The organism is Ereboglobus luteus, assembly GCF_003096195.1.
Classification (GTDB): domain Bacteria; phylum Verrucomicrobiota; class Verrucomicrobiia; order Opitutales; family Opitutaceae; genus Ereboglobus; species Ereboglobus luteus.
In genome coordinates this window covers 2,232,970-2,252,303 of sequence record NZ_CP023004.1, presented here as the reverse complement: position 1 = coordinate 2,252,303, position 19,334 = coordinate 2,232,970, and the positions used below count along the sequence as shown (strand labels likewise).

Below are 19,334 nucleotides of genomic sequence, written 5' to 3'. Positions count from 1 at the left end.
AGAAATGAAACACAACGACAACAACCACTCTTCCGACAACACGCCCGCGCCCCAATTCTCCGCCGACGACCCGCGCCTCACCGCCTACGCCCTCGGCGAAATGGACGCCGCCGAACGCGCCGTCTTCGAAACCGAAATCGCCGGCAACCCCGCCGCGCAAGCCGCCGTCGCCGAAATCCGCGCCCTCGCCGGGCAACTCGAAACCGTCTTCGCCGCCGAACCCGCGACGGAGCAAAAAACCGTGCCCATCACCCCCGAGCAAATCGAGGACTGGCGCGCCGCCCGCGAAGCCGAGGCACAAGAAGCGCGCAAGCGCGCGAAAAAACCGTTTCGTTTCCCGTATTTCCTCGTCGCCGGACTGGCGACCGCGTGTTTCGCAGTGGCGTTTTTCACGATTCTGAAACCGGCGCACGATTCCCAACAGGCAGAAAAACTTGCCAGGAAAAAAGAGCAGACAATCTATGTATCGCTGCCTGTTGAAGCTGAATCCCGCGCGAAAGAGGCAACCGGCGCTCCTGCACTCGCAGTCCCCGCACCAACTTGGCCAACCGGCATTGATGCTGGCATAAAAACTGCGCTACTAGCAGACGTTCATTTGGAAGACCCAATTTTGACTACCGGAGTGACAAGTGCCAGCAAACCACGAATGCATTTTTCCACTGGCGAGGTGACCTATCAGGCAAACTCTAGTTCAACCACAGTCGGAAATACCATCACATCAACAGACTTTTTTACTGATTCGCCCAGCAGCTCAGTCGGCGGATACATACCTCGCATTACCTTCGGCAATGACCATGCCCGTCATGTTAGCGTTGGCGGCTTGGATCCCAAATACAGATTTTCCATCGCAAATGGCACCGCTAGCACTGCCAGATGGGGTGTTCGCACTCATGCGCATCGAAACCCCCACGCCGAATCCTACACCCGCTACGCCGACAATGGCTTTCTCGGCACCACTGAAAATCCGCTCTCGACCTTCTCCGCCGACATCGACACGGCCAGCTACACAAACGTCCGCCGATTCCTCAATCGCGGACAGCGCCCGCCAGTCGACGCCGTGCGCGTCGAGGAGATGATAAACTACTTCGCCTACAACTACGCGCCGCCCGCGAAGGAAAGCGGCGCGCCCTTCGCCGCCACGATGGAAGTCGCCGCCGCGCCCTGGAATCCCGAGCATCGCCTCGTGCGCATCGGCATCAAGGGCCGCGAAGTCGCCGACGATTCGCGCCCGCCCGCCAACCTCGTTTTCCTGCTCGATGTCTCCGGCTCGATGGACGAACCCAACAAACTCCCGCTCGTGAAGGAATCCATGCGCATGCTCGTCAACCGCCTGCGCCCAAGCGACCGCATCGCCATCGTCACCTACGCAAACACGATCGACCTCGCCCTGCCCTCCACGGCGGTGAGCGAGAAAACCAAAATCCTCGACACCCTCGACGCCCTCCGCGCCACCGGCGGCACCAACGGCGGCAAGGGCATCCAGCTCGCCTATGAAATTGCCAAGGCCAACTTCCTCAAGGAGGGCGCCAACCGCGTCATTCTCTGCACAGATGGAGATTTTAACATCGGCGTCACCAGCAACGACGAGCTCGCCACCATGATCGAGGAAAAGGCCAAAAGCGGCGTCTTCCTTTCCGTCCTCGGATTCGGCATGGGCAACCTCAAGGACTCCCGGCTCCAGACACTCGCCAACAAAGGCAACGGCAACCACGGCTACATCGACAACCGCGCCGAGGCCCGCCGCCTCCTCGTCGAGCAAACCGCCGGCACTCTCGTCACCATCGCCAAGGACGTGAAACTCCAAGTCGAGTTCAATCCCGCGCAGGCCGCCGCGTATCGGCTTATTGGATACGAAAAACGCCTCCTTGCGAAAGAGGATTTCAACAACGACAAAGCTGACGCCGGTGAAATCGGCGCGGGCCACACCGTCACCGCCCTCTACGAGGTAATCCCCGCAAAATCCGCCGCGGAGGCGCCGCTTGCGACGTCCGCCGAAACCGACGCTCCCGCATCAACCGTCGATCCCCTCAAATACCAGACCCAAACCGTCGTCACCACCGCGCCCAAGCTCGAACTCAAGGGAGAGCTTCTCACCCTGAAAATCCGCTACAAGGCGCCGAGTGCCGACATGAGCAACAAAATCGAGTTCACGCTCGAGGACAAAGGCGTGGCATTTGACGAGGCCAGTCCCGACTTCAAGTTCACCTGTTCGGTCGCCGCCTTCGCGATGCTGCTTCGCAACTCGCCCGACAAGGGCGTGGCGACCTACGACAGCGTCCTCGAATGGGCCGAACCCGGCATGACCGGCGCAACCGGCGCCGAGCTCGAACGCCGCGGCGAATTCACCGACCTCGTCCGCCGCGCCAAACAGATCGCGACGAACTGAAAATGAAAAAACTGTATGTCATAGTTCCGACTGTGGCGACAGTTGCATTTGCGGCCTTTGTCTATTGGACGGCGGCCCCGAACCCGTGGCGCACTTTGGATTGCACAACCAACGGAAGCAACCAGTGCGAAGTGCATCACACCGCAATGGAAAAAAAGAAAGTAGCGGTCATCTACGGGCTCATGGCACCGGAAGCATGGCTTCGCAATCACCTGAGGAAGGAAATCAATTATTTAAGTTTTTCTCGCATGGCGAAAAAAGAATTTCCCCATGCGAGAGACATTGTCTTCGGGGGATGCGAGATTTCGAACACCTCACCTGCATCAGCATATCTTTATGTTTGCCCGCAATGTGTGAACGCACTCGCAACCAAGATGAAAGTAAGCTTTGAACAATGAAGCGATCTCGCCTCATTGCCCCCATGCCCGCGCTCTGCTTTGCCGGTTATGGGTGTTGGCATTCAAAAAAACGCGCGGAAAATAGCTGAGCACGAGGCGACCATTGTTAGCGAACCGCTGGTTGCATTTACCGATACCTAGAACGCGAGAATCAATCGACACATTACCGGAAAACTCGCACCAATGAGTTCGAAAAAATCGAACATTTGGCACATGACCGATGGCGCAGGCAAAGAGCCGCACCTGCATCAGAACCCAGAGGACAATAGCAACTATTCAGATCAGGGGGCATCCCTCTTGCCCCTCCGACATGAACATTGAGAGAAGTGCAACAATGCGTTCTTAAAAGAGGGTGCAAAAACGCCGGATTAGTTATCGTTTTTCGTGCCGGTGATATTCAATTTGTAACGCTCCGGCATGAGTTTTGAGAGGATGAAGGCGATGTAGGTTTTGCGAGCAACAGGCGTCTCGGGCGAATGGAAATTTTTCTCAAGATAGGCAGCGATCTTCTGATCCTCCGCGCCATTGACCTGCAGCGACCACAAGGCGGCACCAAACATTGCCTCTTTCATTGCAGCATCCCTGTCCTCGTCGTTTTTTTTGCTGGTTTTGAATTTCTCAAGCGCCCCTGCGTAGCGTGAATAATCAAGTGTGGCGATAATTGGATCGAGCGCCCCGGTGTCGCCCGTCCCGAAAAACCAGCCCCAGCAAAAGTCAAGCGCGCTCGGATCGGTGATTTCATGGCTGGAAATTTCAGGCACAGGGCGGACGGCCGCTTCCTCAAGGTTATTGGCTTTCAGGATTGCGCGTCCCTCGCCGGTGTCGCTCAGCCAAAGGATGGCCACAATCGCATTCATCATGGAGCCCGACATGTTTTCAAAATTATCCATGCGCCCTTTGATAAGAGAGGGATCACGTCGTATCACCTGACTCAGAAAAGCAATTATCGGCAAACTGCTCTGCGAATTTTCCAATACCTTTTCCCTGCAAAGATTATCCCAAAAGGCGGCGAACGGCCGGGTGTCGCGGGTGCGATAAAAATTTTTAAACCATGTGTTTTCGTCCGAACGATCCTGCATTGCCTTGTTTTTTTCATCCGCGACCGCAGTTTGGGCAGAATCGGTTTTTTCGTAAAAAGCCTCCCGTTCAACGCCGCATTCTTAATGTCGCGCAGCATCTTGTCGTTAGGCGCCAAGGCGAGGCAGTGGTCGACTTGTTTGATGAGATTGTCCGTTTGCTGCATATATATATACGCGAAAACTAAGCCGCGCTCGACATCCAGGTTTTTGTCCGTGCCGAGCAACTCTCTCAATTTGAGCAGTGCGGCTTCACCCTTCGGCGCATTTTCCGGATTGGTTTGAAGATAAAAATAGGAAGCCTCCCAATTGATTGGAATGGAACGCGTATATTGTTTGAGCGCGGCTTCAAGAAGTATGGCGGCCTCACTGCCACTTTGCGCGACATCCAAATTGTGTCCGTAACGATAGAGCTGAATGAGCAACAGGGTTGTGCGCTCGTTTCCGCCGGAGACACGGTTGTGCAAACGGGCTTCCGGAACAAGATACGCCCACTGGCGGTAAGTGGCTTGCCTGTCTTCGTCATCCTTGATGTTGGGAGGATAATTGCCGAGTTTTTGGCAAAGCAAAACAGTTTGTTTTTCAATTTGATCAAGATCAAGTGACACCTGCTTGATATCGACGTCGGGAAATGGCAGCGCCTTGACTTTGGTAAACGAAGGTTCCTGCGCCGGCGCGTTTTTTGGGGACCCGGCAAGCATCGCACCCGCAAACATGGGCACGGACAATAATACGAGCATCCGGAGCACACTTTTAAAAAGGCAAGACATGGATATTATTTGGGGATTTAGATTTAAAGCATTAAGGCTGTGTCAGCCAACACCGGAACAATGAATCGCTCTTGTTTGTTTCTCAATGAGTTTTTGAAAGAATGTTTATTGGAACCCTCCCAATAATACTGCCCCCGCATGTTTTTTGTCTCTTCTGACGCGCCATTTTAAGAAGGCGTCTTTCCTTAGAAACCCTCGATCTATGACGTCATAATTTCAACGTCTTTGTTGGCGACATTGAATGAGCTTTGCGCTGAAACTCACGCGCATCGGCATTCCGATGGCGCCTCTCGCCAAGAAAACAAAACCGACTTCAACCACACACGAGGTGACGTCGCCACCGTGAACACCTCCACTTCAAAGTGCGCGTGAGTGACACACGCCCGTTGATGGTGACGGGATGTGCCGCCGACACGGGCGGGGTGTCCGCATGGAAAACATTTTCGCAAAATATTGCGCACGCGGCCGCGCATTTTAAAGATGCGCAAACCATGCGACATATCACACAGGACTCCGGATTCGGCCTGAAGACGGAACAAGTCAAACGCCGTCACATTCTTGTGAAGGCGGTGATCATCGGCCTGGTGTCGGGCGGGCTGGCATGCGCGTTTCGCTGGACCTTGATGCAGGTGGAGCACGGACGCACCGGAGCGCTTGCATGGTTGCGGGAAAATGCGCACTGGGCGGCCGGCTTGCTGGCGGCGGTCGGCATCGGCGCGGCTGGGTGCGCGCTGGCCTTGTGGCTTGTGCGCCGTTTCGCGCCGGAAACTTCGGGCAGCGGGATTCCACACTTAAAATCCGTCATGCTCGACCAGGCGGAAATGTGCTGGTGGCGGGTGATCCCGGTCAAGTTCGCGGCGGGTGTGATCGGCATAGGCGCGGGCCTTGCGCTCGGGCGAGAGGGGCCGACAATCCAGATGGGCGGGGCGACGGGCCAAATGGTTTCGCGGTGGTTTCGCGTGCGCGGCGGCGAGGGCGAGCGCAAGGCGCTCATGAGCGCGGGCGCGGCGGCGGGTTTGTCGGCGGCGTTCAACGCGCCTCTCGCGGGCGTCATGTTTGTGCTCGAGGAACTGCACGGCGTTTTTGCGCCGGTGCTGTTTGTGGCCGCTTTTGTGTCGTCGGTTGTCGCGGACATTGTGTGCCGTCTGCTTCTCGGCGCGTCGCCTGTTTTTGCCACACCAAGCATCGCCGCGCCCACGCTGGCCGCGCTACCGCTCGCCGCCGTGCTCGGCCTGGTGTGCGGGTTTGGCGGCGTGGCGTTCAACAAAGTGCTGCTTCGCAGCCTGGACTGGTTCGACGGTCTGCGTGCGCGCCGCTGGCCCGTGATCGCAATCGGCGCGCTTGCGGGCGCGGTGGTCGGGATCGCGGCATGGATTTGCCCCGATGTAGTCGGATCGGGTTCGCATCTCGCCGAGCACGCGCTGGGCGGCGGGCTCAAAGTGATCGGCGTCATCACCCTGATGATGCTGGCGCGTTTTGCGCTGACGATGTGGAGCTTTGGCTCGGGCGCGGCGGGCGGCATTTTCGCGCCGCTGCTTGTAATCGGCGCGCTCGTCGGGCTCGGAACGGGACACGCGGTGCATCAAGTGTGGCCCCCGCTTGTCGAGCATCCGGAAATTTTTGCGGTGATTGGCATGGGAGGACTGCTGACGGCCATCGTGCGCGCGCCGCTCACGAGCATGGTGCTGATTATCGAGCTGACCGGAAAATACGATTTTATGCTGCCGGTGCTGACCTGCTCGCTGATCGCATACGGCGTGGCCGAGGCGATGAATTGCGCGCCGATCTACGAATCGTTGCGCCTGCGCGCGCTGGAAAAGTCCGCTGAAATCGCACCCGCCGCGTGATTTTTGTCTTTTCTGCCGCGCCATTTTAGGGAGGCATCTTGTTTGAAAACCTTGATCCATGACTCATAACTTCGACGTCCTTGTTGTCGGCACCGGAATCGCCGGGCTGAGCTTTGCGCTGAAAACCGCGCGCGCCGGCCTCTCGGTGGCGCTTCTCACCAAGAAAAACAAGGCCGAGTCCAACACCAACCACGCGCAGGGCGGCATCGCCGTCGTGATGTCGCAAACGGACGACTTCGAGGCGCATGTGCGCGACACGCTCGTGGCGGGCGACGGGTTGTGCAACGAAAAGGCCGTGCGCGAAATCGTCCGCGACGGCCCCGAGCGCGTCCGCGAGTTGATCGACTTGGGGCTGGAGTTTTCGCGCGACAAATCGGGCGCGTTCGACCTCGGGCGCGAGGGCGGCCACAGCGCGCGGCGCATCCTGCACGTCAAGGACATGACCGGCAAGGCGGTCGAGGAGGCGCTGCTGCGCGCGATCGCGAACGAAAAACGCATCAAGCTGCTCGAGCACTTTTTTGCAATCGACGTCGTCACATCGGGCAAGCTCCGGCTCGGCGGCGCCAATCGCATCGCCGGCCTCTACGCGCTCAATGTGCGCAAGCGCCGCGTCGAGGCGTTTCACGCGCCCGTCGTCGTGCTCTCGACCGGCGGCGCGGGCCAGGTCTACCGCTACACGACAAATCCCGGCATCGCCACGGGCGACGGCATCGCGATGGCGTATCGCGCGGGCGTCGAGGTGCGCAACATGGAGTTCATCCAGTTTCACCCGACCGCGCTCTACTCGCTGAAAGGCGAGCGCTTTCTTATCAGCGAGGCGGTGCGCGGCGAGGGCGCGATCCTGCGCAATGCCGATGGTGTGGCGTTCATGAAACGCTACCACAAAATGGCCGACCTCGCGCCGCGCGACATCGTGGCGCGCGCCATCGACGCCGAGATGAAAAAATCCGGCGCGCCCCATGTGTGGCTCGACATCACGCATCGCGACAGGGCGTTTCTGCGCGGTCGATTCCCGCAAATTTTTGAGACATGCCTCGCGCTCGGCATCGACATCTCCCGCGATAAAATCCCCGTCGTGCCCGCCGCGCACTACACTTGCGGAGGCGTGGCCACCAATCTCTCCGCCGAAACCTCGCTGCCCGGGCTCTACGCCTGCGGCGAGGTGGCCTGCACCGGCCTGCACGGCGCGAACCGGCTCGCCAGCAATTCGCTGCTCGAGGCCGTCGTGCTCGCGCATCGCGGCGCGCTTTCCGTCATCAAATACATCGGCGCGCTCCAGCGCGAAAAGCGCAAACGCGCCGCGAGCCCGAAGATTCCCGCGTGGCGCGACCTCGGCGGCGGCGACGAGGACGAGCGCGTGGTCATCTCGCACAACTGGGACGAGCTTCGCTCCACGATGTGGGATTACGTGAGCATCCTGCGCACATCGAAGCGGCTCGCGCGCGCCCGGCGCCGCATCGCCAACCTCGCGCACGAAACGCACGAGTATTACTGGAATTTTTCCGTCGATTCGCGCCTGCTCGAACTGCGCAACTTGATACAAGTCGCCGAACTCGTCGTGAAGTGCGCGCAGCAGCGTAAGGAAAGCCGCGGACTGCACGCGATCGTCGATTACCCGAGAAAACTGAAAACCGCGCGCGACTCCCGCGCGCGCAGCAGAAGCGGAAATCCCCGCCAGATGAAGGCCTGAAGCGCCCGGGGCGCCGGCCGCCGCGTCACGACAATGGCGAGAGTGTTTCGGCCACGGGCACGCGGTAGGCCTTTACCGCGGGGATGATTCCGCCGAGCGCGCCGAGCGCGATCATGCCGAGCGGGCACCACACCAGAACCGCATGCCACGCGGCCACGGAAATGACGACGCCCGTTTGCTCGCGAATCAATTCCGCCGCGCCCGTCATCAACACAAAATATATGGCAAAGCCGCACGCCGCGCCGAGCGCGCCAATCACCATCGCCTCCAGCACCATGCCGCCAAACACCGTGCCGCGACGGGCGCCAAGCGCGCGCAGGATCGCGATGTCGCGCTGCCTCGTGCTCATCGACGCGTAGATGCTCGCGAGCACGGAGCCCGCCGCGACTAGGACGACAACAAACGCCACCAGCGCCAGCACGCGGTCAAACCAGCCGATCTTGTTGAAAAAATCCGCGATGATCGCGCTCGTCGGATAGGCAAACGTGAGGCGCTCGCCCTGCTTGTTGTAATACTGGTCGAGCGCAAATCCCGCCGACGGCGCGCGCAGCTGCACAAGCACCGCGCTCAACTCCGAGCGCGACGACTCGGCGTGCCCCGCCATGTGTTGCACGCCCTCGAGCGGAATCCAGATCACGCGGTCGGCGGGCGTGTTGGTCGGCGCGAGGACGCCGGTGATCCTGTATTCCTCGTCGTGCTCGCGATCGGGCGCATGGGCGAGGCCGTGACTAGGGCGAAACACCGAGCCGACGGAGAGCCCGAGTTGCGCGGCCGCGAAACTGCCGGCCAGCGCCTCGCGCGAATGCGCGCCCGGCGAAAAAACTTTTCCATGCGCGAGCGCGAATTTTTTCCCGCTCGTGTATTCCACATCCGTGAACAGTTCCGGCACCGTGCCAACGATGCGCCAGCCCTTGTGATTGTCACCGGTGGCGACCGGTATGGCCGCCTTCACCGCGGGATGTTTTTTGACCCGCTCGTAGTCGGCGACCGAAATGTTTCCGGGCGAGGACTCCATGTGAAAAATGGCGTTGAGCACGATCTGCAATTCCGAACCGCGCGCGGCGAGCACGCCGTCGAAACTCGTGCTGGTCTCCAAGAACGCGCGTTGCGATTGCGCCCTCACCATCCACACCGTCATGAGCAGGCCGGTCGCCAGCGCGATGCTGGCCGCGGTGACAAGCGTCGAAAGCGCGTGCTGGCGGAGGCTGCGGTAAATGATGAGCGGGATGGTCATTTGAATGCGGGATGCGAAATGCGGAATGCGGAATGCATTCCGAGGCTTCGCCCTGCCTGATATGTGATTCTGTTCATGCCGTGTTTTTTATTCCACGATGCGCGAGGGTGCCTCGCCGGATTTGCGCGGCTGGCCCCAGGGAGTGCGCGAGGCGTTGTCCATGCGGTTGATTTCGGTGAAGTCGCGCACGTTGTCGAAGCGCGCGAGCGTGGCGTCGTCATGGCTCACGAGGAGGAGCGCCGCGCCGCACTCGCGGCAAGTGTCCTTCATGAGATCAAGCGCGCCGGCGGTGTTGCGGTTGTCGAGGTTGCCGGTCGGCTCGTCGGCGATGACGAGCTTGGGGCGGTTCGCGAGCGCGCGCGCCACGGCGACGCGCTGCTGCTGCCCGGTCGAAAGCTCGCGCGGAAAATGTTGCAGGCGGTGCGAAAGGCCCACGCGGTCGAGCATCGCGCGCGCGCGGACGCCGTCCGCCCCGCCCGGCGCGAACGACATGCCGAGCAGGACATTTTCAAGGACCGTGTGCCCTTGCAGCAAATTGAACGCCTGGAAAATGTAGCCGATCTTGGCAGCGCGGAGGGCGTCGCGTCGCGACTCGCCGAGCGCGGTCATCTCGACGCCGTCGATTGTGATGACGCCGCTGTTGGGGCGCAGGATTCCGGCGATGAGGTGCAGAAATGTGGTCTTGCCCGATCCGCTTTCGCCGCGCAACGCGATCTGGTCGCCGGGATCGATGTGGAAGTCCGCCACGTCGATGACACGCACCTTGGCGCCCTCGGGCGTTGTGAAACTTTTGGTGAGATTGCGGACGGTGAGCATGGGTGTGCGGCGGATGCGTTTTGCGCGAATACTGTCGCTCATGCCGGCAAAAAGCGCGAGTGTAATTTATGCGACCGGCGCGCGACGGCGCGCCGGTGTTTCACGAGGTCATCGAACTCATCGCGCGGTCATCCACGCGCTCGATCTCATTTTTCGCCCCGGCGTTCTCCGAGAGCAGCCAGTTTATTTGCTTCCTCAGGAACTTGATTCTTTTGCGCTTGGACATCCGGTTGTAGAAACGGAAATAGCTGCAAAGCTTGATGGCGTTTTTATCGCCGATGCCGTCGATTATCACAAAGCGCATGCGGCTCGTTTCGCGATCAAAGGAATACACCATGTTATCCGGGCGCAGATCGCCCACCACGACGTCGTTGGCGACAAACGCCACGGCAAACTCCTCCAACGCGGCGCGCACTTTTTTGTCGAACTTTCCCTGCTTGATGATCTGCGTGAAATTCAGCGCGTAGTTTCCTTCCTCGTCGCGCTCGGCTCCGCTCACCGAGGCGAGGCCCAAATCGGTTTCCAAAAATCCATAAAAACGCTGCAAGAAAGGAGGCCGCGCCTCGTTTGCCGCGTAACATGCCATATGCTCGATGGCCTCGCGCGCGGTGTCGCTGTAATATTTGAAACGGTCAAAATGACGCCGCCAAAATGATTGCGAGGCCTGCGTCCTTTGCCGGAACTCCGGCTTCGGCACTTTCAGCACAAGCGAATCGTTGTGCGGGTGCGCGTAGATCATGCGGTGCCCGCCCACTGCAATCGGGGTGCGATGGCTCAGTTTTAAAGGCAGATGTGTGATGTCTTGTGACATTTATGCGGCGGAGGCTTTTTCTCAGGCAACAAATTGAAACCATTTGATTACCCCATCGCCGGGGGGCGCGTCAAAGGGTTTGTCGTTCCCGGAAGAGGCGGGCCTGTCGCCGCGAAAGGTCGATTTTTTTGCCGTTGTCCAGGGTGATCATGAGGCTGCCGCTAAACCAGGGTTCCACCGCGGTGATGTGCCGGAGGTTGATGAGCTGGGCGCGGTTGGCACGAAAAAAGAGCGCGGCCGGCAAGCGCGCCTCAAGCGAGCTGAGGGAGCGTTTGACGACGGCCGTGCCTTTATCGAGCCAAAGCACCGTGTGCGCGCCGATCGACTCGGCGCCGCGAATGCTCTCGACCACGACAAACGCGAGATGATCACCGTCGCCGACAAGGATGCGGTCGCTTGCGCCGAACGTCGGCGCGGAAGCACCCGCAGGGTCGTCGGGCGAGGGGGAATCATCCGCGGCGGCGTGGTCGTCGGGCACGAGGCGGTCGATGGCCGTCGCCAGGCGCGCGGGCGAGATGGGCTTCAAAAGATAATCCTTGGCGGCAAACTCGAACGCGCGCAGCGCATGCGAATCGTATGCCGTGGTGAAGATGACTCGCGGCGCATTTTCACCGAGCGAGACGAGCAGGTCGAAGCCGGTTTCCTCGGGCATTTGCACGTCGAGAAAGATGAGCGAGGGTTTGTGTTTTGCGATGAGTTCGCGCGCCTGCGCAGCGTTGCCCGCCTCGCCCACAATGTCCACTTCGGGATGGGCCTGGAGCAGGTCGCGCAACTCGGCGCGCGCGAGACGTTCGTCGTCGATGATGAGGGCTTTGATCATGGCTGTGTGTCGGGATTTAAAGCGGGTTTCTCGCCGGCGATCAGGAAGTCGACCCCGTTGGCCGATGCGGGCACGGCGGGGAGCACGACCTCGGCGACCACATGATCCTCCTGTTGCGAAACGGCAAGCGACGCGCGGTCGCCGTAGAGAAGGCGGAGCCGTTCGCTGATGTTGCGCAAGCCCGTGCCGGTCGTGGGCGGCGCGTCCTCGCCGACAGGCTTGTCCGCCAGCACGAGAAATCCCTGGTTGGTGACGCGCAGATGAATCATTTTCGCGTTGTCGGCCCCGGCGTCGCCGGCGGGCGGCTCAAGCCAGATTTCGCATACCACGTCGATGCCCCCGCTGCGCTGGTTGAGGCCGTGCTTGACGGCGTTTTCAACAAGCGTGAGCAGAAGCATGGGAGGAATGTTTTCGCGCAGCGCCTCCGGCGCGATTCGTTGCTTGATGCGAAGCCGGTCCTCGTGGCGCAGATGCTCGAGCGCGAGGTAGTCGTTCACGAAGTTGAGCTCGGCCGCGAGCGGGATGATCGGAAAATCAGAGAGTGTGAGCGAGTAGCGCATCATGTCGGCCAGGTGCGTGACCGCGTCGCGCGCCGCCTTGGGCTCGCGCTGTATGAGCGCGCGCAATGTGTTGAGGCTGTTGAACAGAAAATGCGGATTGAGCTGGCCCTTGAGCGTCATGAGTTGCGCCTCGCGACTGGCGGCGAGCAAGCGGGCGCGCTCGGTTTCGAGGTAGCGGGTTCGCGCCTGATAATAATAGGCGCTATACAAGCCGCCCCAGATCGTAAGCCCCACCGCAATGCCGATCCAGTTCAGGAACAATATGAAAAATAAGTTGTGCTCAACGGCGCCCTCGCTTCTGGCGATGCTGTTGAGCTTCCAAATAAGGGGGCCGAGATGGCCAGAACGGCGGTCGAGGCGAGCAGGCATATCACCGAAACGCGAACCCTCAGCGGCTTGGTCCGCGAGAACCACCTGCGCTTGCGCGCCACCAGCCAGATGATGTGCGAGCAGGTCGCCATCATGAGGGTCTCATAGACTTTTATGCCGGCTATGTAAGACCTGTATTCCGTCGGCGTGCCGTCCCATGTGAAGTGTATGAAACTGAGAAGCAAAAAAAAGCCCCACAAGCAAAACTGAAACCGAATGTAGTCGCGACGCGCCGTCGGATCGAACGGCTGCGCGCAGCAGTCCGTCTCGGGCGTGTTTGGTTGTGTTGTGGTTGCCATGATGGGATTGCGAATGCTGTGCGAGGGGGAAATCGCAAACGAGGTTGGGGAAACTACGGGACTAAAAACTTATTTTGCCATGCTAAAAAAAAGCTAACCCGGGCTCCTGTTACTCGTTTGAGCGTTATGTCTCTCCTACAATGCTCTTTTGCGAGGGAGCCCGGGCGCTATCCATGCTATACCAAACGCAGCTGAAGACCGCTGCGGAAACCGATAGACAAATTAGAACTTCACCGCGCAGTTGAGACCCACGAGGGCCATGTTGCGCTCGCGCAGGTCGTTGGTTTCGTCGACATACAGCCACTTGCCGCCGACGCCCACGGAAACGTTTTTGTTAATCACCCAGTCGAGCCCGAGCGACGCGCCGCCGGTGAACGCCGTGCGGTTCTTGTTGCGGATGCCCGGCTGGTCCTTGCTCTTTTCAAACATCGCGCCGACATGGACGCCCGCGCGCGCCTGGAAACATTTTCCGAAGGGAATCAGGTATTGGTAGCTGGTGGTGAGCGGCATAAACTTCATCTTGCCCGGCCCCTTGTCGTAGTCCGCCTCGAAGTAGGCGAAGTCGAGGCCGACCTGATGGTGATTGTAGAGAATGACGCCGCCGGAAATCGCGCCGCCGAAACCATCATCAAGACCATTGTTGGATGGAACCCAAAAAACCGAGGGTTCCACGTAATAACTGACGGGACGCGTCGAGACATCCCCGCTCAGTTGTGCGAAAGCCGAGCCGGCAAACGCGATTGCTAGGATTGAGAGTGCGATTTGTTTTTTCATGGCTGTCTTTGTGTTCTGTTTTAAGGCCCGCGCGGAAACTCTCGAGAACCCCGCGCGGGGCAGGTTATTATGCTTCAGGGAAGCCGTGTGACCGGCCGCCGATGTGCGCAATTGATGGCAACCGAACACGCTGTCGCGACAAAGAGTTCACGAACGGTCGCACGCCGAATACGAACGGCGAACGTTCTCCCGCGAACGGAGCATTATCGCGCCCCGTTTTTTTGGGAGCACAGCAATTCTGGCCCGGCAATTCTGCTCGCGCGCCGCGCGCAATTTGCCTTGTATTTCCCCATGCATACTCTCGAAAAAATCACCCGTGTCGCACCTCTGGCAGCCCTCCTCGCACTCCCGTTTTTTCTCTCCGCCACGGCGCGCGCGTGGGACTACGAGAGCCACCGCGCCATCAACCTCATCGCGCTTGACTCGCTGCCCGCCGACGCGCCCGCGTTTCTCCACACACCCGAGGCGCGCGAACGCATAGGCTTCCTCGCGGGCGAGCCCGACCGCTGGCGCAACTCCTACGATCCCTCCATCCGCCACATCAACCAAATCGAGCACTTCTTCGACGTCGAGGACATGGAGCCCCTCGGCATCAAGTTCGCCGATCTCCCTCAATTCCGCTACGTCTTCGTGAGCGAACTCACCCGCGCCCGCGACATCCACGCCGACAAGCTCCCCAAAATCGACCCCGCCCGAAACCGCGACGCCACGCGCGCCTACCCCGGGTTCATCCCTGGGCCATCGCCGAAAACTACGGCAAGCTCAAGTCCGGCTTCTCCTACTTGAAAGCCTACGAGGAGCACGGCGGCACCGCGGAGGAAATCGCGCAGGCCAAGGCCAACATCCTCTACGTCATGGGCACGATGGGCCACTACGTCGGCGACGGCTGCCAGCCGCTCCATATCACAAAACACTTCAACGGCTGGGTCGGCGACAACCCCAACGGCTACACAAAAGCGCGCACCATCCATAGCTGGATCGACAGTGGTCTCTTCAGAAAAACCGGCGGCATCAACGCCGCCATGATCGCCGACCGCGCCAAACCCGCCGCGCGCCTCTCCAACGTCCCCAACGACCCCGCCGGACGCGACCCGATCTTCGTGCAAATCCTCGACTACATCGGGAGCCAGACTCCCGTCGTCGAGCAAATCTACATCTATGAAAAAGCCGGCAAGCTCGACCCCGCGCAACCGCAGTCCAAGGAAGGCCGCGCGCTCCTCGAAAACCAGCTCCTTCGCGGCGCCAAAATGCTCGGCGACCTCTGGTATACCGCCTACAAGGACGCCGGCCCCGACAACTACCTCATCACCCACCTCAAAGCACGGAAAGCCGCGCTTCGCGCGGAAGAGTGAAGGGTGACTGGTGAAGGGTGAAAATCGGAACTTTGGCGGGGCTGGTCCGCCGGCCCTCCACCTTTAGCTTCCAGACTCCCACATTCTACCTTCCATAGTTCTGTCTTCCATCCTCCTTCAGCCTTTCAGTCCTTCAGTCTTTCAGCCTTTCCCCTCATGGATCTCACACGCATCACGCAACAAATCCGCTTCATTATCGAAGCAGACAAGCTCAAGGAAATTTTTCGCCAGACCATCTGCACGCAAAGTCGGCGCGCCGAAAACGACGCCGAGCATTCATGGCACCTCGCGCTTCTCGTCGTGATCCTCGCCGAGCACAGCAACACGCCGGACATCGACCTCCTGCGCGTCCTGAAAATGGTCACCATTCACGACCTCGTCGAAATCGACGCGGGCGACACCTTCGCCTACGACACCGCCGGCATGGCCGACCAACACGAACGCGAAGCCGTCGCAGCCGACCGTATTTTCGGCATGCTCCCCGCGCCGCAAAACGCCGAATACCGCGCGCTCTGGGACGAGTTCGAGGCGCGCGAAACGCCCGAGGCGAAATTCGCCGCCGCCGTTGACCGCTTCCAACCGATGCTCCTCAACTGCCTGACCGAGGGCGCCGCGTGGAAAAAGCACGGCATCACGAGCGACCGCGTCATCGCGCGCAACAAGCACATCGCCGAAGGCTCCGCGACACTCTGGGCCTACGCCGAAAAAATGCTGGCCGACGCCATCGCCGCCGGCCACCTGAAGTAGTGCGGACGACCAAGTCTACCTCATCTCCAAAATACTTCGCGTATCACAATATACAATAATAAGGGAAAACGGAAGGTGGCAATCTGCCCCCTTCCATTTTTCATGGTCACGGAGAATAAGCGATACGCGTATGGGGCGTCTTGTGCGGGAGGATAATTGTTTGTTTGCTACAAAGAATTTTACTAACAAAAATTCGAGCTTTTATCATGAAACACCCCCATCTTTCCCACGCATCATCGGTGGTAACTTATTCTGCAAACACACGCGTTGCCACAACCGTCCAAGAATTCATCGCATTGGTTGAAAACCTAAGCCCAAAAAACGGAGAGGTTTTTTTTCGGGGGCACGAAATTTATGATTGGAATCTACAACCGTCCGTCTACCGGAATGGATTCAAAGAATTCGAATGCGATATTTACAATGAAGCGTTGGCGATGTGCCCTACTGATTTTCAAGATGATGCTTCTGCTTTTGAAAAGCTCGTCAGGATGCAACATTACAAAGTGCCCACGCGCATTCTTGATATAACGTCCAATCCCTTGATCGCGCTGTATTTTGCCTGCGAAGAATACGACAAAATAGACAGAACTGCAGACAAAGATGGCGCTATTGTGTTAATGGCCATTAAAGATGAGCTCATAAAGCCATTTAACGGAGATACAGTAAGTTGTCTTTCTAACTTAGCCCGATTAAGTGAGGCAGAACGTGAGGAGTTGCATGTCGTTGGCGAGTGTGGCCGCAAGGATTTCGAAACTGAAATTAATCGATATCAAACAGAGTGGGACAATCGATTTAGAACACAAGGATCACTAATGAATGTTGAGGCAATCAACACGCACAGGAAAAACCGCCTGAAAATAGTCAAAGCCTTTAATGAAAACACTCGACGCTTGTTGCATTTTATTAGAGAGGAGAAATCGTATTTTGAACCACTAATGGATCCTCGGGATTTCAATAAAGTTTTTTGCATTCGGCCCAAGATGAGTAACCAACGTGTTATTGCTCAATCAGGCGCATTTTTACTTTTTGGTATTCTCGATGAGTTATGCTATACTGGGCACAGCGGAATAGAAACAAATAGGATAATCATCCGAAGTAGTTCCAAGAAACCGATTCTTCAGCAACTCGAACGATTAAATATCAATAAAGCAACGGTCTTCCCGCAGATGGAGAGCACTGCCGAGATAATTCGAAGCAAAATAAGGCGACCTAAGAATCGTTTTGGAGAGATGTGAACATGTGTTGTCATGGATGAAGAGGAGTCGAACAGCGTTCCGTTTTCCGGCACCGTGCCGGAGTTGTCATCGGAGCTGTCCGACTCGCGTCGTTTCCGCAGGCACATCAAGTCAAAAAGAAAAGACAAAGAAAAGAGCCTAGGGGATTATTATTGATTGAAAAAATATAGAAATACTCTTCTGAGCGCATGCCCGTATCTTGCGAATTCAATATCTCGAACGTGCGCAGCCACCTCTCCCCGGAAACCCCTCACCGAATCCAACCGAAGTTGATTGCGAGAAGCGTGAGCGCGGAAACGGCGAACCATAGGGTGACGCCGAGGACGAGCGGGCGGACGCCGACGGCGCGGAGCGCGGCGGGCGTCAGATTTGCGCCGATAAGAAAAAGCGTGAGAACAAGCAGCCGTCGCGAGAAAGCGGCCACTTCCCGCCCCGCGTCGGCCAGCGGCGGAATCCAGGTGACAACGGCCGCGGCGGCGATGAACCCGAAGATAAACCACGGGATCGGCGGGCGGCGGCGTGTCGCGGTCGCATCCTTGTTCTTGTTGCGGGAAACCGCCCAGCCGATGACGAGGGAGAGCGGCGCGATCCAGAGGGCGCGGGTGAGCTTGACGGTTGTTGCAACGGGGAGCGATTCGGGGTCGTAGTTGCCGGCGGCGCCGACAACGGAGCTGGTGTCGTGAATGGCTAGCGCGGACCAGAGGCCGAAGGCTTGCGGGTCGAGTTTGAAAAAATGTCCGAGCGCGGGAAAGATGAAGAGCGCGGCCGCGTTGAGCAGGAAAACCGTGGCGAGGGCGACGGTGGCGTCCTCGGATTTTGGCCGGATGACACCTGCGATGGCCGCGATGGCGCTGCCGCCGCAAATCGCAGTGCCGCCGGTGATGAGCAGGGTGATGTCGCGCGGAACTTTTGCGCGACGCCCGAGAAAAATCCCGAGGGCAAACGCAAGCGCGATGCCGACGATGGTGTAGAGGACGCCGCTTGCGCCAACGCGGATGAGGACGGCGAGGTTCATGCCGGCGCCGAGCCCGATGACGGACGCCTGGAGGAGTTTCGTCGAGAGGGGTTTTGTGAGTTGGGGAACGGGATTGAGTCGCGCAAGGCCGATCACGATTCCGATGAGCAACGCCCACGCGCTATTGACCCAGTAGCAGGCGGCGAGTCCGGCGACGAGTGCGACATAAGCTGCCGTCTTGTGGAGAGTGGCGTTCACAAGACGCCGACTATTGCGCGGGCGGGCGGAAAGACAAGCGACAGGTTTGCCGCAAGTTTTCGAGGCCCGCAAACGCACGCTCAAGCGTCGTGGCGCAGCCCGCTATGCCTCGTGGAAATTCTCGGAAAATTCCCAAAACGCACACCGCGTATTGCGCCATTCATCCGCGCGCGTCATTTCCGATGTCTGCCATGCCCGCGTCCAAACCCTCCGATAAAGCCGCCCGTCGCCACCCCGCCGCCACCCCTGCCGATCCTCCGCCCATGAACACAAGCACCACCCGGCGGGCCATTCGCCAAATCAGCAAACAATGCGCCGCCGCGCTCGCCCCGCACGGCTTCAAGCTCCAGTCGCCGCACCTCCACCGTCTTATGCCGGACGGCCTTTATCACGCCATCAATTTCCAATCGTCGCAATGGGGCGACCGCCACGAGGGGCGCTTCACCATCAACCTCATTGTGACAAGCCAGTGGCTCCACACGCATTGGACAAACCTGCCTTTCCCCAAAAACCCCGGCAGCGCGCCATGGCCAATCCTGCGGCGACTCGGCCAACAACTCCCCGCCGGGAACGACAAATGGTGGGATGTCAACGCAGACACCAACCTCGACGCGCTCTTCACCGAAATATCACGCGCCCTCATCAAACACGCGCTGCCCTTTTTTGCCCAATACCCCGATTCGCAAGCCATACTTGATCGCGTTCGCACCGGAGGCTTTGTCCACAGCGCGTCCGATGCGCAACGTCCGCTCATCGCGGCAATTCTCCTTGTCGAAAAGCGCCAGCCAGAGGCCGCCCGTGAAATTCTCTTAAACGCGCTCAAGGAAAACGCCGGTTCCCCGTTTGCAAAAACCATCAACCTCATCGCCAGCCGTCTTGGTATAAAACTGCAAGCCCCGGCATAATCATATAAACCAAAAACAAACACTCTCCCCAT

At 58.9% G+C, this 19,334-nt stretch carries 19 protein-coding genes; 10 read left to right on the top strand and 9 right to left on the bottom strand.

Annotated elements, in window-relative coordinates; translation table 11 throughout:
* Positions 1–4: 4 nt before the first annotated feature.
* Positions 5–2,386: a YfbK domain-containing protein gene (locus CKA38_RS08555; RefSeq protein WP_108825098.1), complete on the top strand. Its 2,382-nt coding sequence runs from the start codon at positions 5–7 to the stop codon at positions 2,384–2,386.
* 2 nt (positions 2,387–2,388) lie between these two features.
* The gene (locus CKA38_RS08550) at positions 2,389–2,784 is read left to right on the top strand and encodes a hypothetical protein (protein ID WP_108825097.1); all 396 of its coding nucleotides are present in this window, start codon (positions 2,389–2,391) and stop codon (positions 2,782–2,784) included.
* Between the two features lie 368 nt (positions 2,785–3,152).
* Here CKA38_RS08550 and CKA38_RS08545 read toward each other — a convergent pair whose 3' ends face one another.
* Positions 3,153–3,674 carry a hypothetical protein gene (locus CKA38_RS08545; protein ID WP_152032749.1) on the bottom strand — a complete coding sequence of 174 codons (522 nt, stop codon included), beginning with the start codon at positions 3,672–3,674 and terminating at the stop codon, positions 3,153–3,155.
* A 53-nt stretch (positions 3,675–3,727) separates the two neighbouring features.
* Entirely contained in the window at positions 3,728–4,630 is a 903-nt protein-coding gene (locus tag CKA38_RS08540) for a hypothetical protein (protein WP_152032748.1), read from the bottom strand.
* Positions 4,631–5,121: 491 nt separating this feature from the next.
* On the opposite strand from CKA38_RS08540, the gene clcA reads away from it, so the two are divergent.
* Both clcA and nadB read left to right on the top strand, forming a co-directional pair.
* Complete coding sequence (gene clcA / locus CKA38_RS08535) at positions 5,122–6,477, top strand: H(+)/Cl(-) exchange transporter ClcA (RefSeq protein WP_161554807.1); 1,356 nt, start codon at positions 5,122–5,124, stop codon at positions 6,475–6,477.
* A gap of 58 nt (positions 6,478–6,535) precedes the next feature.
* Positions 6,536–8,167, top strand: coding sequence for an L-aspartate oxidase (gene nadB / locus CKA38_RS08530; RefSeq protein ID WP_108825093.1), 1,632 nt, complete (start codon positions 6,536–6,538; stop codon positions 8,165–8,167).
* A 25-nt stretch (positions 8,168–8,192) separates the two neighbouring features.
* Here the strand turns inward: nadB and CKA38_RS08525 are convergent, their stop codons facing one another.
* From CKA38_RS08525 to CKA38_RS08505, 5 genes are all read right to left on the bottom strand, one after another.
* Complete coding sequence (locus tag CKA38_RS08525) at positions 8,193–9,401, bottom strand: ABC transporter permease (protein ID WP_108825092.1); 1,209 nt, start codon at positions 9,399–9,401, stop codon at positions 8,193–8,195.
* A gap of 87 nt (positions 9,402–9,488) precedes the next feature.
* Positions 9,489–10,259, bottom strand: coding sequence for an ABC transporter ATP-binding protein (locus CKA38_RS08520; protein WP_108825091.1), 771 nt, complete (start codon positions 10,257–10,259; stop codon positions 9,489–9,491).
* A gap of 58 nt (positions 10,260–10,317) precedes the next feature.
* A complete protein-coding gene (locus CKA38_RS08515) occupies positions 10,318–11,028 on the bottom strand; it encodes a YrbL family protein (RefSeq protein ID WP_108825090.1) in 711 nt (236 codons plus the stop codon).
* 70 nt (positions 11,029–11,098) lie between these two features.
* Positions 11,099–11,848, bottom strand: a complete 750-nt coding sequence (locus CKA38_RS08510) for a LytR/AlgR family response regulator transcription factor (RefSeq protein WP_236918971.1) — start codon at positions 11,846–11,848, stop codon at positions 11,099–11,101.
* Positions 11,845–12,669 (bottom strand): sensor histidine kinase, encoded by an 825-nt coding sequence (locus CKA38_RS08505; RefSeq protein ID WP_236918970.1) that lies wholly within the window; start codon positions 12,667–12,669, stop codon positions 11,845–11,847. Before CKA38_RS08505 ends, CKA38_RS08510 begins: the two co-directional genes overlap by 4 nt.
* 75 nt (positions 12,670–12,744) lie before the next feature.
* On the opposite strand from CKA38_RS08505, the gene CKA38_RS16370 reads away from it, so the two are divergent.
* Positions 12,745–12,885 (top strand): hypothetical protein, encoded by a 141-nt coding sequence (locus CKA38_RS16370; protein WP_236918969.1) that lies wholly within the window; start codon positions 12,745–12,747, stop codon positions 12,883–12,885.
* 413 nt (positions 12,886–13,298) lie between these two features.
* Here CKA38_RS16370 and CKA38_RS08500 read toward each other — a convergent pair whose 3' ends face one another.
* Positions 13,299–13,850: an outer membrane beta-barrel protein gene (locus CKA38_RS08500; protein ID WP_108825088.1), complete on the bottom strand. Its 552-nt coding sequence runs from the start codon at positions 13,848–13,850 to the stop codon at positions 13,299–13,301.
* A 291-nt stretch (positions 13,851–14,141) separates the two neighbouring features.
* Between CKA38_RS08500 and CKA38_RS08495 the strand changes: the two genes are divergently transcribed.
* The 4 genes from CKA38_RS08495 to CKA38_RS08480 all read left to right on the top strand — a co-directional run bounded on the left by CKA38_RS08495 (position 14,142) and on the right by CKA38_RS08480 (position 17,184).
* Positions 14,142–14,636 carry a hypothetical protein gene (locus CKA38_RS08495; protein ID WP_152032746.1) on the top strand — a complete coding sequence of 165 codons (495 nt, stop codon included), beginning with the start codon at positions 14,142–14,144 and terminating at the stop codon, positions 14,634–14,636.
* A complete protein-coding gene (locus CKA38_RS08490; protein WP_108825086.1) occupies positions 14,633–15,202 on the top strand; it encodes a hypothetical protein in 570 nt (189 codons plus the stop codon). Before CKA38_RS08495 ends, CKA38_RS08490 begins: the two co-directional genes overlap by 4 nt.
* Before the next feature lie 156 nt (positions 15,203–15,358).
* Positions 15,359–15,949, top strand: coding sequence for an HD domain-containing protein (locus CKA38_RS08485; RefSeq protein WP_108825085.1), 591 nt, complete (start codon positions 15,359–15,361; stop codon positions 15,947–15,949).
* A 206-nt stretch (positions 15,950–16,155) separates the two neighbouring features.
* Positions 16,156–17,184, top strand: a complete 1,029-nt coding sequence (locus CKA38_RS08480) for an FRG domain-containing protein (protein ID WP_108825084.1) — start codon at positions 16,156–16,158, stop codon at positions 17,182–17,184.
* Between the two features lie 250 nt (positions 17,185–17,434).
* Here the strand turns inward: CKA38_RS08480 and CKA38_RS08475 are convergent, their stop codons facing one another.
* Positions 17,435–18,397, bottom strand: coding sequence for a YeiH family protein (locus CKA38_RS08475; RefSeq protein ID WP_108825083.1), 963 nt, complete (start codon positions 18,395–18,397; stop codon positions 17,435–17,437).
* Between the two features lie 191 nt (positions 18,398–18,588).
* On the opposite strand from CKA38_RS08475, the gene CKA38_RS08470 reads away from it, so the two are divergent.
* Positions 18,589–19,302 carry a DUF4304 domain-containing protein gene (locus CKA38_RS08470; protein ID WP_161554806.1) on the top strand — a complete coding sequence of 238 codons (714 nt, stop codon included), beginning with the start codon at positions 18,589–18,591 and terminating at the stop codon, positions 19,300–19,302.
* The last annotated feature ends 32 nt before the right edge of the window (positions 19,303–19,334 follow it).

Coding starts and splice junctions, on each gene's coding strand:
- CKA38_RS08540 (WP_152032748.1), bottom strand. CDS start 4,630: ATGTCTTGCCTTTTTAAAAGTGTGCTCCGGATGCTCGTATTATTGTCC.
- CKA38_RS16370 (WP_236918969.1), top strand. CDS start 12,745: ATGGCCAGAACGGCGGTCGAGGCGAGCAGGCATATCACCGAAACGCGA.
- clcA (WP_161554807.1), top strand. CDS start 5,122: ATGCGACATATCACACAGGACTCCGGATTCGGCCTGAAGACGGAACAA.
- CKA38_RS08485 (WP_108825085.1), top strand. CDS start 15,359: ATGGATCTCACACGCATCACGCAACAAATCCGCTTCATTATCGAAGCA.
- CKA38_RS08555 (WP_108825098.1), top strand. CDS start 5: ATGAAACACAACGACAACAACCACTCTTCCGACAACACGCCCGCGCCC.
- CKA38_RS08520 (WP_108825091.1), bottom strand. CDS start 10,259: ATGAGCGACAGTATTCGCGCAAAACGCATCCGCCGCACACCCATGCTC.
- CKA38_RS08515 (WP_108825090.1), bottom strand. CDS start 11,028: ATGTCACAAGACATCACACATCTGCCTTTAAAACTGAGCCATCGCACC.
- CKA38_RS08550 (WP_108825097.1), top strand. CDS start 2,389: ATGAAAAAACTGTATGTCATAGTTCCGACTGTGGCGACAGTTGCATTT.
- nadB (WP_108825093.1), top strand. CDS start 6,536: ATGACTCATAACTTCGACGTCCTTGTTGTCGGCACCGGAATCGCCGGG.
- CKA38_RS08525 (WP_108825092.1), bottom strand. CDS start 9,401: ATGACCATCCCGCTCATCATTTACCGCAGCCTCCGCCAGCACGCGCTT.
- CKA38_RS08545 (WP_152032749.1), bottom strand. CDS start 3,674: ATGGATAATTTTGAAAACATGTCGGGCTCCATGATGAATGCGATTGTG.
- CKA38_RS08470 (WP_161554806.1), top strand. CDS start 18,589: ATGCCCGCGTCCAAACCCTCCGATAAAGCCGCCCGTCGCCACCCCGCC.
- CKA38_RS08495 (WP_152032746.1), top strand. CDS start 14,142: ATGCATACTCTCGAAAAAATCACCCGTGTCGCACCTCTGGCAGCCCTC.
- CKA38_RS08480 (WP_108825084.1), top strand. CDS start 16,156: ATGAAACACCCCCATCTTTCCCACGCATCATCGGTGGTAACTTATTCT.
- CKA38_RS08500 (WP_108825088.1), bottom strand. CDS start 13,850: ATGAAAAAACAAATCGCACTCTCAATCCTAGCAATCGCGTTTGCCGGC.
- CKA38_RS08510 (WP_236918971.1), bottom strand. CDS start 11,848: ATGATCAAAGCCCTCATCATCGACGACGAACGTCTCGCGCGCGCCGAG.